The 15,606-nt window shown below is 70.3% G+C and carries 14 protein-coding genes; 7 read left to right on the top strand and 7 right to left on the bottom strand.

The genetic code is table 11. From position 1 onward, the window contains the following. Nucleotides 1–6: 6 nt before the first annotated feature. The gene (locus Asi03nite_RS28575; protein WP_203683577.1) at nucleotides 7–1,626 is read left to right on the top strand and encodes a methyl-accepting chemotaxis protein; all 1,620 of its coding nucleotides are present in this window, start codon (nucleotides 7–9) and stop codon (nucleotides 1,624–1,626) included. A 147-nt stretch (nucleotides 1,627–1,773) separates the two neighbouring features. On the opposite strand, the gene Asi03nite_RS28580 is transcribed toward Asi03nite_RS28575, so the two are convergent. After that, nucleotides 1,774–2,538: a hypothetical protein gene (locus Asi03nite_RS28580; RefSeq protein WP_203683578.1), complete on the bottom strand. Its 765-nt coding sequence runs from the start codon at nucleotides 2,536–2,538 to the stop codon at nucleotides 1,774–1,776. A 275-nt stretch (nucleotides 2,539–2,813) separates the two neighbouring features. Between Asi03nite_RS28580 and Asi03nite_RS28585 the strand changes: the two genes are divergently transcribed. From Asi03nite_RS28585 to Asi03nite_RS28605, 5 genes are all read left to right on the top strand, one after another. Continuing rightward, entirely contained in the window at nucleotides 2,814–3,491 is a 678-nt protein-coding gene (locus tag Asi03nite_RS28585; protein ID WP_203683579.1) for a BON domain-containing protein, read from the top strand. A 294-nt stretch (nucleotides 3,492–3,785) separates the two neighbouring features. Further along, complete coding sequence (locus tag Asi03nite_RS28590; protein ID WP_239102990.1) at nucleotides 3,786–4,271, top strand: Hsp20/alpha crystallin family protein; 486 nt, start codon at nucleotides 3,786–3,788, stop codon at nucleotides 4,269–4,271. A gap of 126 nt (nucleotides 4,272–4,397) precedes the next feature. Then, a complete protein-coding gene (locus tag Asi03nite_RS28595; RefSeq protein ID WP_203683580.1) occupies nucleotides 4,398–5,234 on the top strand; it encodes an aldo/keto reductase in 837 nt (278 codons plus the stop codon). 8 nt (nucleotides 5,235–5,242) lie between these two features. After that, on the top strand, nucleotides 5,243–6,022 hold the full coding sequence (locus Asi03nite_RS28600) for a DUF2267 domain-containing protein (RefSeq protein ID WP_203683581.1): 780 nt from the start codon (nucleotides 5,243–5,245) through the stop codon (nucleotides 6,020–6,022). 181 nt (nucleotides 6,023–6,203) lie between these two features. Then, complete coding sequence (locus Asi03nite_RS28605) at nucleotides 6,204–7,085, top strand: Gfo/Idh/MocA family protein (protein WP_203683582.1); 882 nt, start codon at nucleotides 6,204–6,206, stop codon at nucleotides 7,083–7,085. Nucleotides 7,086–7,271: 186 nt separating this feature from the next. On the opposite strand, the gene Asi03nite_RS28610 is transcribed toward Asi03nite_RS28605, so the two are convergent. From Asi03nite_RS28610 to Asi03nite_RS28635, 6 genes are all read right to left on the bottom strand, one after another. Further along, the gene (locus tag Asi03nite_RS28610) at nucleotides 7,272–8,720 is read right to left on the bottom strand and encodes an NAD-dependent succinate-semialdehyde dehydrogenase (protein WP_203683583.1); all 1,449 of its coding nucleotides are present in this window, start codon (nucleotides 8,718–8,720) and stop codon (nucleotides 7,272–7,274) included. Further along, nucleotides 8,717–10,054, bottom strand: coding sequence for a 4-aminobutyrate--2-oxoglutarate transaminase (gene gabT, locus Asi03nite_RS28615; protein WP_239102991.1), 1,338 nt, complete (start codon nucleotides 10,052–10,054; stop codon nucleotides 8,717–8,719). Before gabT ends, Asi03nite_RS28610 begins: the two co-directional genes overlap by 4 nt. 42 nt (nucleotides 10,055–10,096) lie before the next feature. Beyond that, entirely contained in the window at nucleotides 10,097–11,527 is a 1,431-nt protein-coding gene (locus tag Asi03nite_RS28620; protein ID WP_203683585.1) for a gamma-aminobutyraldehyde dehydrogenase, read from the bottom strand. 17 nt (nucleotides 11,528–11,544) lie between these two features. Continuing rightward, nucleotides 11,545–12,645 carry an alcohol dehydrogenase catalytic domain-containing protein gene (locus tag Asi03nite_RS28625; protein ID WP_203683586.1) on the bottom strand — a complete coding sequence of 367 codons (1,101 nt, stop codon included), beginning with the start codon at nucleotides 12,643–12,645 and terminating at the stop codon, nucleotides 11,545–11,547. Then, complete coding sequence (locus Asi03nite_RS28630; RefSeq protein ID WP_203683587.1) at nucleotides 12,642–14,111, bottom strand: purine-cytosine permease family protein; 1,470 nt, start codon at nucleotides 14,109–14,111, stop codon at nucleotides 12,642–12,644. Before Asi03nite_RS28630 ends, Asi03nite_RS28625 begins: the two co-directional genes overlap by 4 nt. Before the next feature lie 197 nt (nucleotides 14,112–14,308). Continuing rightward, nucleotides 14,309–14,896 carry a helix-turn-helix domain-containing protein gene (locus Asi03nite_RS28635; protein WP_203683588.1) on the bottom strand — a complete coding sequence of 196 codons (588 nt, stop codon included), beginning with the start codon at nucleotides 14,894–14,896 and terminating at the stop codon, nucleotides 14,309–14,311. A 291-nt stretch (nucleotides 14,897–15,187) separates the two neighbouring features. Here Asi03nite_RS28635 and Asi03nite_RS28640 point away from each other — a divergent pair, with 291 nt between their 5' ends. Beyond that, nucleotides 15,188–15,604 (top strand): YybH family protein, encoded by a 417-nt coding sequence (locus Asi03nite_RS28640; protein WP_203683589.1) that lies wholly within the window; start codon nucleotides 15,188–15,190, stop codon nucleotides 15,602–15,604. The last annotated feature ends 2 nt before the right edge of the window (nucleotides 15,605–15,606 follow it).

A 15,606-nucleotide genomic window follows, 5' to 3' on the forward strand; every position in this document is an offset into this window, starting at 1 on the left:
TATCTGATGTTTGGTCGGCTGGGGCGGCTGCGGGTAGGCGCTCGCTTGGTGGTGTGCCTGGGCACGGTGACGGCATTGTTCCTCGGTGCCGGGGTCGTGGGCCTGGTCGCTCTGCGGGCCCAGGACCGGGCGGTGGCGCATATGAACGACATGCTCCTGCTGAGCCGCGCCGTGCAAGAGATCAAGTATTTCAACTCCGACGTCAGTGGGTGGCAGGTGGCGTACGCCTGGGAGGCTGCGCTCGGTGACCCGGAGAAGGCGGTCAAGCCCGACGCCGCCAGCCGTGCCGGTTACCTGGAGGTCGTCGGGCGGCTGCGTACCCACCTCGCCGGCCTCGACACGACGGCCATGAACGCCCAGGAGCTGAAGACCTTCCAGGCCATCCGCACCGACTGGGACGCGTTCCTCGCGATGGACGACAAGATCGCGGCGATGTTCGCCGAGGGCACCCCGACGTCGGTCGCCAAGGCGAACGAGACCATCGGCGGCGCGTCGTGGGACATCTACTTCCGGATCATGAAGGAAACGCAGGAACTCGTGGACAGCGCGAAGCAGCGCGGCGATGCCGCCGCCGCGGACGCGACGGCCGCGTCCAAGACCGCCCAGATCCAGCTGAGCACGGCGATGGGTGTCGCGTTGCTGCTGGCGGTCCCGCTGGTGTGGGCGACCCGGCGCAGCATCGTCGCGCCGCTGACCGCGGCGGTGGCGACGCTCAAGGCCGTTGCGGGCCGGGACCTGACCCGGCGGGTCGACACCACGACCATGGGCGGCGAACTGCGCGACCTGGGTGACGCGGTCAACGAGGCCGCTGACACGATGGGCACGGCGGTCGCCCAGATCAAGGCCGACGCCGCCCAGCTGGCGCAGGCATCGCAAGAGCTGCGCACCGGCACGGGCCAGATCGTCGCGGGCTCGGACGAGGCCGCGACCGGAGTCGGGAACGCCGCGGCCGCGGCGGAGGAGGTCAGCACCAACAGCCAGACGGTCGCCGCCGCCACCGCCGAGATGGAGATGTCGATCCAGGAGATCAGCCAGAGCGCCACCCAGGCCGCGACGGTGTCCGGCGAGGCGCTGAACGCTGCGGAGGTCGCAGGTCAGCGCGTACGCCAGCTCACCAACTCCTCGACGGAGATCGGCGCGGTGGTGAAGGTGATCAACGCGATCGCCCAGCAGACGAACCTGCTCGCGCTCAACGCCACCATCGAGGCCGCCCGCGCCGGAGAGGCCGGCAAAGGCTTCGCCGTGGTCGCCGGCGAGGTCAAGGACCTCGCCCAGGAGACCGCCCGGGCCACGGAGGACATCAGCAACCGGGTCCGCGCCATCCAGGAGGACAGCACCGGCGCCGCCGAGGTGATCGGCACGTTCGAAGGCGTGATCGAAAAGATCAACCAGTACGTGACGACGATCGCGAGCGCTGTCGACGAGCAGAGCGCCACGACGGCCGAGATGAGCCGCAACGTGGTCCAGACCGCCAGCGGCTCGGCCAAGATCGCCGAACACGTCACCGCGGTCGCCGCCACGGTCCGGCACGCGCACCAGGCCGTGGCCGCGAGCACCGGCACCATCGACGAACTTGCCCGCATGGCGGATCACATGAACGACCTCGCCGCCACCTTCAAGGCCTGACCGGCCGCCCAGCATGGAGAGTTCGCGGATCCTGATCCTCGTGGCTGCCGGACCGTGTTGGCCGGCTGGGGAGCAACCTCGCCGGTCGGCTAACGCGAGGACGGTGAGGCACTGGTGCTGGTCCCCGGCTGGCAGTGCGCCCTGAGATCACCAGACCGGCGGCGGCTCGGCGCCGGCCGGCAACGGTTCCAAGAAGCTGCTTCGGGCGAGGTCCGGGATGTCGGTCCGGCCGGTGCCGAAATAGTCCTGGTGGTACGGGTCGATCACCGACGGGTTCCAGGGCGGGTCACCGGCGTACATCAGGTCGTTGTGGTTGTTGCCGACGTGTCCGGCCCGGGTGTGATGGGATGCGCCCGGCGGGACGAAACCCATGGTGTGCAGGATCTCGTGCAGCATCTTGAACTCGTTGATCTCGATTGTCACTCCGTCCGGGCTGAACCGATCCTCCGCGCACACCACGTCGTCGTAGGCGCCCTGCAGGTACAGCGCCGCCACCCGGCCGCGAAGTTCCGGTGGCCAGGCGCCGCCGCCGCACGAAAAAGTGCTGCTGCCGTCGTACCAGACCGCGTACAGGGTGCGCGGCTCGTGAAAGCCTTGCCGGCGCAACAGGCGCTCGATCCGGTCCCGGACGTACGAACCGTGGTCGGCGATCCGGGCGTCGGTCTCGGGCAGCCGGACCGTGCGCACCGGTTCGTCGGCGAAGCGCAACCGGGCACCGGTCTGCGCGGCGAACCACTCCTGCATCGCCGACAGCGACCCGCTGATCGTGCCGTCGTCGCCGAGGCGGCGGTCGGTGCCGTCGCGGGGCAGCGCGTAGACGCACCGGATGACAAACGGCTCCACCGAGTCCAGGTCGTCGCCCGGCGACATGGGTACGCCGTCGGTGCAGTGGTCGAGCGGTCGCCGGTTCATTGGTTCAGCATTCCCGACCGTACCGTATTCCGCAGGGTGTCCGGTGGGCGCGACGCCGTCCGGCGAAGGAGCCCGGCATCTCGCAGATGCCGTGTCCCGGCTGCCGCCGGGCTCCGGCATGGCCGCGCGCCGCGGCGCCCGGACGGCACATGACCCGGACGGCAGCTCCCCCGCGGTGGGTGAGCCGCGCTCATCCGTCCCGGGTCCATCGTCCTGGGGATACGGCCGTGCCATCCGAAGGCGCGACCGCGGTCGCAGGTTCGGAGGGCACCGGTATGGCCAGCACATCCACCGCCCCGCCCGACGAGGACATCCGGCGGGAGGTGCTCACCGAGCTGAAGTTCGACGCGGAGGTCGGGCAGAGCGAAATCGGCGTCGTCGTCGACGACCGGGTGGTGACGCTCAGCGGGTGGGTGGACAGCCTCCCCAGGAGGTGGGCCGTCGAACGCGCCGCCCTGCGCGTACGCGGCGTCAAGGCCGTGGCCAATGAGATCGAGGTACGCGTGCCAGCCGGCGACAGGCAAACCGATGCCGGCATCGCCGCGTCTGCCGTGCAGGTGCTCGCCTGGGACGGCCGCATCCCGACGAACGCGGTGCAGGTGTCGGTCTCCGACGGCTGGGTCACCCTGCGTGGCGAGGTCGACTGGCAGTATCAGCGGCTCGCGGCGTATCGGGTGATCCGAAACCTGACCGGCGTCCGGGGAATCACGAACCTCATCACGGTACGGCCGGACAACCTCCCGGAGCTCGACTACGTGCAGGACCGGATCGTGTCCGCGTTCCTCCGCAGCGCGGAGTTGGACACGCGCAAGATCACCGTCACAACCGACGGCGGGAAGGTCACCCTGACCGGATCCGTGCGCTCCTGGGCCGAGGCCGCGGCGGCCGAGAGGGCCGTGTGGTCGACGCCGGGCGTGACCGAGGTCGACAACCACATCGTCGTGGGGCGCTGAACCTCCGCCGACGGTACGGCCGAATTCGGCAGGTCGACGCCCTGATCGCGGAGAACGCCGCGCCCGATGCGCCACGCGCTGACGGATCCGCCGGGGCGATGGCCGCCGGAGACGAGCCGGCCCGCGCCGCCGCCCTCGCTGAGCTGATCACCGCTCGCGAAATCACCCGACGCAGGGTGAGTCGTGCTCACCCCGGTGCTGACAACGATGACCACGACGGAAACGCAGCACCGCGTTTCGTCCGGTACGGACCCCGCTCCGTAGCCGTCGCCGACCCGAAAGGACCTGGTTAGCGTGACCATCACCGTTCCCGGCCGTTACCGCCGCTCCTCCACCGTGCCCGCCCGCCGCGAAGACCCGATCGCCGAGTTCGAGCAGCTCCAGGAGCAGATGGGCCAGATCATCAACAGCTTCCTCCGGGGAGACCAGAGCCTCGGTGGCGCCGCCCAAGCGCCGTTCTGGGTGCCGGCGGCCGACCTCGAGGAAACGGACGACGCTTACGTCCTGGAACTCGAAGTGCCGGGAGTCCGCAAAGACGACATCAACATCGAGGTGCGGGACAACGAGCTCCGCGTTACCGGTGAGATCAAGCAGAAGGAGCGCAAGGGGATACTGCGCCGCCAGATGCGGCCGGTCGGGCAGTTCCAGTACGTGGTGGCCCTTCCCGGGGACATCGACCCGGAGCAGGTGCAAGCGTCGCTGCACGACGGCGTACTGACCGTGCGCCTGGGCAAGGCAGCCACCAGCCAACCACGACAGATCGAGGTCCGGGAGAGCTGAGGGCGTGCACGACGTTGTCAGGGCCCCGAAACGGTGGGTGGCGGACGGTGACAGACCTCGTCCCACCGCACGGCCACGACCTCGGGACCGCTGATCAACGAGCAAGGAGGAAGGATGTACGGACCCGTGATCCGTCGAATCGTCCTGCCGAGCGGGGAGAAGATCCCCGTACTGGGGCAGGGCACCTGGCATCTGGCGGAGGTCCGTGAGCAGCGCGAAGCCGAGATCGCCGCGCTCCGGCTCGGTCTCGAGCTCGGCATGACCCTGATCGACACCGCCGAGATGTACGCCGAGGGCGAGACCGAGCGGCTTGTCGGCGACGCGATCGGCGGGCGTCGTGACCAGGTTTTCCTGATCAGCAAGGTGCTGCCGTCGCACGCGTCCCACCAGGGCACCATCGACGCCTGCACGGCGAGCCTGCGCCGGCTCAAAACCGATCGCCTCGACATGTACCTGCTGCATTGGCGGGGTTCCGTGCCGCTCCGGCAGACGATCGAGGCCTTTGTGGAGCTGAAGGAGCGTGGTTGGATCCGTCATTGGGGGGTCAGCAACTTCGACGTGATGGATCTGATCGAGCTGTGGCGGATCCCGAGCGGACCCGACGCGCAAACGGATCAGGTGCTCTACAACCTCGCGCACCGCAGTCCCGAGTACAACCTCCTGCCGTGGTGTCGTGAGCAGGATCTGCCAGTGATGTCGTACTCGCCGATGGACCAGGGTGATCTGCTGTCGCATCCGGCGGTGCGTGGTGTGGCGGAGCGCAACGACATCACCCCGGCCCAGGTCGCGCTGGCCTGGGTGCTCCGGCAGCCGCTGGTCTGCGCGATCCCCAAGTCGGGATCGGCCGCCCGTGTACAGCAGAACGCCGCTGCCGCTGCGATCAGGCTCAGTCCCGAGGACCTGACCGAACTGGACCTTGCGTTCCCGCCGCCGATCAAGGCCCGCCCCCTCGAAACTCTCTAAGGACCGCCATGAATTACCAGACCTTCCTCAGCGCGGTGCAGGATTCGCTGGGCGCCGACCAGGGAACGGCCGAGCGCGCGACCCGCGCAGTCACGAGCGTCCTCGGTGAGCGGATCGGGGCCGACGAGGCCCGTGTTCATGCCGCGCATCTCCCGCCGGAGGTCGCGGCGTGGTTGCACACCGCCGGCGGCGCTCGGTCCTTCGACGCGGAGGAATTCGTCCGGCGGGTCGCCGAGCGGGAGGGAACCGACTTCGACACGGCCGAACGCCACACCATCGCCGTGCTGGGCGCTATTTCGCAGGCACTTCCGGAACAGGAGTACGACCATCTGCTCGCGCGTCTCTCGAAGGATTACGCGCCGTTGCTCCCCAAGGCGGAGGTAGCGCCCACCATGTCGGCGCGTGCTTTCGTCAGCCGGGTCGCGCAGCATGCCGGCATCGACGACGCGTCGGCGCTGCGGGTGGCGGAAGCGGTCCTGGAGACGCTTGCCGAACGGATCACCGCCGGTGAGGTGCGCGACCTCACCGCCCGCCTTCCGGTGCGGCTCCACGGATCGCTCAAGCGGGGCGCTGCCCAGGCCGACTCGACCACCCGCAAGATGACGCCCGACGAGTTCCTGCGCCGGGTGGAGCAGCGCGCCGGGGTCGGCCCTGATCAGGCCCGGGAGTACATCCGGGCGGTGCTCGCCGCCGTACGGGAGGCGACGCGGGAGGAGTTCTTCGACGTGACCGCGCAGCTGCCCGCCGGGTATTGGGATCTTTTCGCGGTGGGACCGGCGCATCGGTGACTCCGCCAATCGACGGCGCCGGTCAGCCCGGTTCCCTGTTCCGCCGCGGTGGTGAACCGTCAGGCGGTCGTGCGCCGCTTCATCCCCGCGAGGTAGAGACCCGCATCGGCCGGGCGCTGCTCGCCGCGCACGCCCGGCACAGCATGGTAATCGAGTGCCCGAACGGACGGAAGGTGGAACAGTGACTGTCACCATCGGCCTGGTCGGGGCCGGCCGGCGCGCGGCGCACGTGCACGCGCCGACGTTGGCCGGGTCGCCCGACGTGAGCTTCACCGGCGTCTGGGCGCCGACGCCGGGACCCGTACGCGAACTCGCCGACCGGCACCACGTCCGGTCGTTCGATCGCTTCGCCGACCTTCTCGATCACTGCGACGCGGTTGCCTTCGCCGTCCCGCCACCGGTACAGGCGGAGCTGGCCACCGTCGCCGCGCAGCGCGGCAAGTCCGTGTTCCTGGAACGGCCGATGGCCGGCGACATCGCCGGCGCCGAGCAGCTGGCCGAGGCGGTGCAGCGGGGCAAGGTGGTCTCGCAGATCGGGCTGGTCTGGCGGTACTCCACGGATGTCCGCCGCTTCCTCAGCACCGAGGTCGGGCGGGTCAAGCCGGACGGCGGCGCGGGCCGGCTCATCTCCGGCAGCCATCGCCCCGGCGGATCCGTCAGCGCGTGGCGCGTCGAGCGCGGCGTTCTCCGCGATCAGGGCGTCGACCTGCTCGACCTGCTCGAAGCCATCCTCGGCCCGATCGTGGGGGTGCGGGCGCACGGCGACCGCGGGGGATGGGTGGGGCTCATGCTCGACCACCAGGTGGGCCGGTTCAGCGAGGCGTCGATGTCGGCGACGGCCGCGCCTGAGACCTTCCGCGCCGACATCGAGATCTTCGGTCCCGGCGGAGGGGCCGCCCTGGATTGCACACGGGCGTCGGGGCCCCATACGTACCGGACGATGTACCAGGAGTTCGCCGACGCCATTCGTAACGGCGGCGCACCGGTGCTCGACGTCCGGCACGGCCTGCACCTGCAGCGCCTGATCGAATCGGCCGACACCGAGGTCCTCCTCGGGACCTGACCGACCCGCCCGCCGTCCGGTCATCAGGTGGCGGCCGGCAGCGAGCGGATGGACGGCCGGACCCGGTGCCGCTTCGGTGGGCCCGCCGGCGCCATCGTTGCACGCCGGCGGGCGAGAACGGGTCGCCCGGGGTGCAGCCCCGAGAGACTCAGTCCACGGCTATGAATCTGAGCCTCTCGGGTCGGGTCACCACTGGGTGGCGACGTAGGTGGTCTCCAGATACTCCTGGATGCCCTCGTAACCGCCCTCGCGGCCGAGCCCCGACTGCTTGACCCCGCCGAACGGGGCGGCGGGGTCGGAGACCAGGCCGCGGTTGAGGCCGACCATCCCGACCTCCAGCCGTTCGCAGATCCGCAGCCCGCGGGCGAGGTCACCGGTGTAGACGTAGCCGGAGAGCCCCATGTTCGTGTCATTGGCCAACCGGAGCGCCTCGTCTTCGTCGGCGACCGGGATGATCGGCGCGACCGGCCCGAAGATCTCGTCCCGTCCCGCCGGGGCGTCCGGCGGGACGTCGGTGAGCACCGTGGCGGGGTAGAAGAAGCCCGCTCCGCTGTGGCGGGTACCGCCGAGGAGGACCTTCGCCCCCGCCGCGACGGACTCGTCGACCCGCCGGGCGACGCCTTCGACCTGCTTGGCGTTGACCATCGGGCCGAGCTGGGTTTCCTCGTCTGTGCCGGGTCCCATGCGCAGCGCGCCCATCGCGGCGGCCAGCCGGTCGGCGAACGCTGCGGCGACCCCCTGCTGGACGAAGAACCGGTTGGCCGCGGTGCAGGCCTGTCCACCGTTGCGCATCTTGGCCAGCATCGCCCCCTCCACCGCGGCGTCGAGGTCGGCGTCGTCCAGAAGGATGAACGGGGCGTTCCCGCCGAGTTCCATCGAGGCGTTGACGATCCGGTCGGCCGTCTGCTTGAGCAGGACGCGCCCGACCCCGGTCGAGCCGGTGAACGACAGCTTCCGTACCCGGCTGTCCGCGAGCGCCCACTCCACCAGCTCCCCGGGCCGGTCGGTGGTCAGCACGTTGACCACGCCGTCCGGGACGCCGGCCTCGGCCAGCAGCTGACCCAGCATCAGCGCGGTCAACGGGGTGTCCTCGGCCGGCTTGAGCAGCACCGTGCAGCCGGCGGCCAGAGCCGGGGCGATCTTGCGGGTGGCCATCGCGGCCGGGAAGTTCCACGGAGTGAGCAGCAGCGCCACGCCGACCGGCCTCTTGAACGTGAGGATCCGGTTGGCACCTGACGGGGCGGTCCGCAGTTCGCCTCCGATGCGTACGGCCTCCTCGGAGAACCAGCGGAAGAACTCGGCCGCGTAGGTGACCTCGCCCCGGGCGTCGCCGCGCGACTTGCCCATCTCCAGCGACATCAGGTACGCGAGGTTCTCGCGCCGGGCGATCATCAGCTCGAACGCGCGGCGCAGCACCTCCGCCCGCTCCCGCGGTGCGGTGGCTGCCCAGCCGGGCAGCGCGGCGGAGGCGGCCTCGACCGCCCGTGCCACGTCGTCCTGTCCGGCGCGGGGCACGCGCGCGATCTCGGCACCGGTCGACGGGTCGAGCACGGCGAAATCGCCCTGGACGCCCGCGGTCCAGCGACCGCCGATGAGCATGTCCGTGGGGGCCCTGGTGGGCAACGTGGCGCTCATGCGTGCGCCGCCAGGGCGGCCTCGATGATGTCGAGTCCCTCGTTGAGCAGGTCCTCGCCGATCACCAGCGGCGGCAGGAAGCGCAGCACGTTGCCGAACGTGCCGGCGGTGAGCGTGACCAGGCCCTCGCGGTGGCAGGCGGCCGAGATCCGGGCGGTCAACGCGGGGTTGGGCTGCGTGGAGCCACCGCCCTGCACCAGCTCGACCGCCAGCATCGCGCCGCGTCCGCGGACGTCGCCGATGACGTCGTAGCTGACGGCCAGATCCCGCAGCCGGGGCAGCATGACGGCCTCGATGCGCTTGGCGGCCCCATTGAGATCCTCGGCGCGCATCGTTTCGATCGCGGCGAGCGCGGCCGCGCAGGCCACCGGGTTGCCGCCGTAGGTGCCGCCCAGCCCGCCGCCGTGCACGGCGTCCATCAGCTCGGCGCGGCCGGTGACCGCCGCGAGCGGCAGGCCGCCGGCCATGCCCTTCGCGGTGGTGACCAGGTCGGGAACGATGCCCTCATGCTCCGAGGCGAACCAGTCGCCGGTACGGCAGAAGCCGCTCTGGATCTCGTCGGCGATGAACACGATGCCGTGCTGGCGGCACCAGTCGGCCACCTTGGGCAGGAAGCCCGGCGCGGGGACGATGAAACCGCCCTCGCCCTGGATCGGCTCGACGATGACGGCGGCCACGTTGGTCTCGCCCACCTGGGCGTGCACCTGCTCGACGAACGCCGCGAACGCCTCCTCGGCGCACCGCTCGGGCCCGGTCGGCCACCGGTACGGGTAGGCCATCGGCGCCCGGTAGACCTCGCCGGCGAACGGCCCGAAGCCATGCTTGTACGGCATGGACTTCGCGGTGAGCGCCATGGTGAGGTTGGTGCGGCCGTGGTAGGCGTGGTCGAAGGCGATCACGGCGGTCCGGCCGGTGGCGTGCCGCGCCACCTTGATCGCGTTCTCCACCGCCTCGGCGCCCGAGTTGAACAGCGCCGAGCGCTTGGCGTGGGTGCCGGGCGTCAGCTCGTTGAGCGCCTCGCAGACCGCCAGGTACTCCTCGTACGGCGTGACCATGAAGCAGGTGTGCGTGAAGTCGCCGACCTGGTCGCGCACTGCCTCCACCACGCGGGGCGCGGAGTTCCCGACGGAGGTCACCGCGATGCCGGAACCGAAGTCGATCAGCTGGTTGCCGTCGACGTCGACGAGGATGCCGCCACCTGCCCCTTCGATGTAGACCGGCAGGGTCGTGCCGACGCCGGACGCCACCGCGGCGCGCTTGCGGGCCTGCAGCTCCTGCGAACGCGGGCCGGGGATCTCCGTGCGCAGCAGGCGGTGCTGGGGAACGGTGCTCACTTCAGTCTCCATGGGATCGTCGTGCCGTGCTGGGAGAGAAAGTCAGAAGTCGATGCTGTGCATGACGTGCTTGATCCTGGTGTAGTCCTCCAGGCCGTACATCGAGAGATCCTTGCCGTAGCCGGAGTGCTTGAACCCGCCGTGCGGCATCTCGGCCACGATCGACATGTGGCAGTTGACCCAGACACACCCGAAGTCCAGCCGCCGCGCGACCCGCATCGCCCGCCCGTGGTCACGGGTCCAGACGCTGGAGGCCAGCCCGAACTCCACGTCGTTGGCCCAGCGCACGGCCTCGTCCTCGTCACCGAACCGCTGCACGGTGATCACCGGGCCGAAGACCTCGGTCTGGCTGAGCTCGTCGTCCTGCCGGAGCCCGCCCACCACCGTGGGCTGCCAGAAGTAGCCCCTGTCGCCGAGTCGGGAACCGCCGGCGAGCACGCTGGCGTGGTCGGGCAGCCGCGACAGCAGCCCATTGACGTGGGCGAGCTGATTGGCGTTGTTCAACGGGCCGTACAGGACATCGGTGTCGGTCGGCGGTCCGGTCCGCGTGTTCCGTGCCTGCTCGGCGAGGGCCGCCGCGAACTCGTCGGCTATCTTCGCGCTGACCAGCACCCGGGTCGCTGCCGTGCAGTCCTGCCCGGCGTTGAAGTACCCCGCGCCCGCGATCCCCTCGGCGGCGGCCTGGACGTCCACGTCGTCGAACACGATCACCGGCGCTTTGCCGCCGAGTTCGAGGTGCACCCGCTTCAGGTCCCTGGCCGCGGTGGACGCCACCTCGTACCCGGCCCGCGTGGAACCGGTGATCGACACCATCGCCGGCGTTTTGTGCGACACGACCGCACGGCCGGTGTCGCGGTCGCCGCACACGACGTTCAGTACGCCCGGCGGGAAGAACTCCGCTGCTATCTCGGCCATCAGCGCGCTGGTGACCGGGGTGGTGTCGCTCGGCTTGAGCACCACGGTGTTGCCCGCGGCGACGGCCGGCGCGAACTTCCACACCGCCATCATCAGCGGGTAGTTCCACGGTGCGACCTGTCCGACCACCCCGACCGGCTCGCGGCGGACGTAGGAGGTGTGCCGCGCCAGGTACTCGCCGGCGCTCTTGCCTTCGAGCAGGCGCGCGGCCCCGGCGAAGAAGCGGATCTGGTCGACCGAGGGGCCGAGTTCCTCGGCGGCGGTCAGCTCGAGCGGCTTGCCGGTGTTCTCGCTCTCCGCGGCCACCAGCTCCGCGCCGCGCGCCTCCAGGGCGTCGGCGAAGCGCAACAGCGCCCGCTGTCGCTCGGCCGGGGTGGTGTCGCGCCAGGTCTCGAACGCCCGGGCGGCGGACGCGTAGGCGCGTTCGACGTCCTCGGGCGCGGAGATCGGGGCGCTGCCGAAGACGTCGCCCGTGGACGGGTCGATCAGGTCCGCGGTACGGCCGTCGGCGGCACCGACCAGCTCACCGTCGATGACGTTCAACACTCGTCGGGTCATGGTGCTCCTCAATGGTTCTATGCGGTGAGGTCGAGGATGGTGCGCAGCCCGACCGCGTTGCGGAGGTCGCCGAGCGCGGCGTCGACGTCGTCGAGTGTCCGAGTGACGCCGATCAGGGCGTCCAGCGGGAGGCTGCCGGATCTGTACAACCGCGCGATGCGGGGGAAGTCGACGGCGGGCACGCTGCTTCCGTAGTTGCAGCCCAGCACCGCTTTGCCGGCATCGGCCAGGTCGAACGGGTCGATGCCGGCGCGTACCCCCTCGGCCGGCATTCCCACCAGGACCGCCTGGCCCCCGCGGCCGACCAGCGTGGGCAGCAGGGCGACGGTCTCGGCTCGGCCGATCGCCTCGAAGGCGTGGTCGGCTCCGCCGCCGGTGATCGATGCGACGTGGGCCGCCAGGTCCGGGTCATCGCCGCGCAGCAGATGGGTGGCGCCGAGGCTGCGCGCGTGCTCGAGCCGCTCCTGGGAGAGGTCGACCGCGACTATCGGGTCGGCCCCCACGAGCGCCAGCCCGAGCAGGATCGCCTGGCCGACGCCGCCGCAGCCGATGACCACGGTGCTGTCGCCGGGGCGCACCCGCGCGGTGTTGAGGACCGCGCCCACCCCGGTCGTCACCGCGCATCCGATGAGCGCGGCCACCCCGGCAGGTACGTCAGCGGGGATCGCCACGGCCGCCGATTCCGGAACGACGGTCGCGTCAGCGAAGGTACCGAGCCCGAGGAACGCGTGCACCGGCGCGCCCTGGGCGTCCGACAGCGAGGTCCGGCCGTCGGGTAGCAGGTGGCTCGTCGACTCCGTCCCGGTGCACAGCCAGGCCCGGCCCTGCCGGCACTGCCGGCAGCGCCCACATTGGGCGTACCAGGAGAGCGCGACGTGGTCGCCGGGGCGCAGTGTGCTGACGTCGGGACCGACGGCCTCGACGATCCCGGCGCCTTCGTGGCCCAGCACCATCGGCAGCGGGGCGGTCCACTCACCGGCGGCGACGTGCAGGTCCGAATGGCACACGCCGCTGGCGGTCAGCCGGACCCGGACGAGGTCCCCGCTGAGCTCGATGAGCTCCAGCGGGGCCTCGACCGTCCGGGCGCCGGCTTCCGTGAGCACCCGTGCTGTGGTCACGGGGTCTCCGCTGCCTGCATGGCGCCCAGTTCCCGGTCGCTGGCCGCCTCGGCGGTCTGCTCGTTCGCCAGGTCCAGGGAGCGGCTGAGCAGGAGGTAGACCACCCCGGTGACGAGCAGTCCGACGAGCCACGCGATGTCGACGCCGCCCATCCGCTCGGCCAGCGGCCCGGTGTAGCTCCAGCTACCGAGCTGCGGCAGCACCATGAAGGGGATCTCGACCAGAAGGCCGATCGCGTAGGCGGTCAGGCCGCGCCAGCCCCACGAGCCGTAGATGCCGCGCGGGTTGAACAGGTCGGTGATGGCGTAGTGCCCGCGACGGACGACGAAGAAGTCCATGAGGTTGGCGGCGGTCCACGGCACCAGCAGGTAGAGCATCAACGTCAGCGCGGTGAACACGGTGCTGACCGAGTCGGTCGTGATCGACTTGGCGATCGCGAACCAGACGACCGAGAGGACCACGATGGTGATCACGCGGGCGGCACGCGTCGGCTTGATCGGCCGGACCGAGTCGACGGCGGTGAGCACCGTGAGCATGCCGCCGTACGCGTTCATGCCCATCGTGGCGGCCAGCGCGAGCGCGGAGAGCAGTGCCACCGCCTGACCCAGGTGCGGGATCACGTTGTTGCCCGCGGTCTGAAGCCCGGCCAGGCCGTCCTCGGCGCCGAGCCGGATCGCCAGCCACGCGCCGAGCGAGATCAGCCAGATCGCCGCCCCGGAGGCCCCGAAGAAGACGGAGGCGATGACCGCACGGGGTTTCGTCGAGGCCGGCAGGTAGCGGGAGTAGTCCGATACGTAGGGCGCGTACGTGATGTTGTAGGCCGCCGACGCGGACAGCTGCGCCATGAAGGCCACCCAGGTGAACCCGTAGTGGGTGTCGCTGGGCGCACCGCCACCGTGGCCGGTCACGATCCCGATGGTCACGATCACCATCAGCGGCAGCGACACGTAGAGCAGGGCGCGGAACGCCTTGTGCACCCAGTCGTGACCGAAGATCGCCAGCACGGCGGCCGCGACGGTGACGATGACGGCGACGAGATCGGCGTTCCAGCCGAACGCGCTGTGCAGGCCGTCGCCGAGCAGGACCTGGTCGGTGACGTTGAACGCCAGGTAGGTGAAGAGCGTGGCGAGCAACGGGATGAGTACGCCGCGGTAGCCGAACTGGGCCCGCGACTGGATCATCTGCGGCAGCCCGAGCGTCGGCCCCTGGGAGGCGTGGAACGCCATGAAGATCGTGCCGATGACGATGCCGAGCGCGCCGGCAAGGATGGTCCAGCCCAGGGAGAGCCCCATGCTGGGACCGATGAAGCCGATCGGGATCGAGAAGTACTGGAAGTTGCCGAGGAACCACAGCGGCGCCTGGTGCCACAGGCGCCCGTGGCGCTCCTCGTCGGGTACCCAGTCGATCGAGCGGACCTCGATGAGTGGCGGCGCGGCGGCGGGCGTCGGCGACAGCTCTGATGCCATCCGGACAACTCCTCAGGAGATGGGTGCCACAGCACGGGGTGCGAAGGTGCCCAATGTTGAACTGAGTTTGCCTATGAGTCAACCATCTTTGCCTGATAGTCAACTCAGTCGTTGTCGGGGACATCCGTTCAGTGCAGTGGTTCGGGGCGAGGATGTCCGGTTGGGCACCGGCGTCCCGGTTCGGTGCCGGTGGCCCGTCAGGCCGAGGTGTCCCACGACGCGGGAGCGATGACCCACATGACCTCCGCGCTCCGGGTGGCGTCGGGATTGAGCCAGCTGTGCGGCTCGCGCCCGGAGAAGGTGATGGTGTCCCCGGCGCCGAGCCGCTGGGTGTTGCTGCTGAACACGACGTCGATGGTGCCCTTGAGGACGTGGAGGACCTCGACTTCGCAGTTGAGCGTGTACAACTCGGCGCCACCGGTGCCCTCCGGTTCGATCACGGACCGGATGACCTGCAGCCGCGCCTGGCCGCGTGGGGTCAACAGCCGCTCGTCGGCGCCGGCGCCGGTCAGCTGGATACGCGGGGCGTCGGACCGACGCACCACATCGGTCTGCGGGGTCTCGAACAGCGTGCCGATCGGAAGAGACAGAACCTCGCAAATGGTTACCAGGGTGGTTACGCTCGGCGAGGTCTCGTCACGTTCGATCCGGCTGATGAAGCCCTTGGTCACCTCTGCGCTGACGGCGACCTGGTCGATGGTCAGCCCCTGTCGCTGGCGGGCGGCGCGCAGCCGCGCCCCGATGCGCAGCCTGCCGTTACTGGGAGAGACCGGGACGGATTTCACCGCGGCACCTTTCCTTGTCGTGCTTTCCCTGCCCCGGCACGGCCGGGGCGCGGCGGGTCCCACCGGGACGCCGGAAGACCATTGGAACAGAAACGCCAGCCGATGACATGTTTACTGCCTTGCAACTTCAGTTGTGCACGTGGCAACATCATCTGGACCGGCGGCGCAACGGTGACGCCGGCGATTGGCGCCGCAGGTGGCCGACCCTCGGAGGGTAGTCATGCAGGTTACGAGGTCCGAGGATGCTGGGCGCGACGTGCCGCTCCGGCGGCCGTCCGTGGGTGTGATCGCGTGAGCGCCGCGGTGCGGTCCGCCGACCACGACGAAGTGCTGGCCGCGGCCCGGACGCTGGTCGCCGCGTTCGGCGCGCATGACGTCGCACGGTATTTCGCCAGCTTCGACGAGAACGCCAGCTTCGTGTTCCACAACAACGACGAGGTGATCACCTCCCGCTCGCGTTACGAGCAGATCTGGCGCGGGTGGGAACGGGACGGATTCAAGATCCTGGGGTGCCGCTCGCTCGATCAGCGGGTGCAGGTGGTGGGCCCCGACGTCGCCATCTTCACCCACCGCGTACGCACGCGCGTGGCGGGAGAAGCGGCGGAACTACGGGAGCGGGAGACGATCGTGTTCCGCCGTGACAGCGGCGGAACGTGGCTCGGGATCCACGAACACCTGTCCGTCGACCCTCGCACCGCAGACGCGTGACG

The sequence above is a fragment of the Actinoplanes siamensis genome, assembly GCF_016862395.1.
GTDB classification, from domain to species: Bacteria; Actinomycetota; Actinomycetes; order Mycobacteriales; family Micromonosporaceae; genus Actinoplanes; species Actinoplanes siamensis.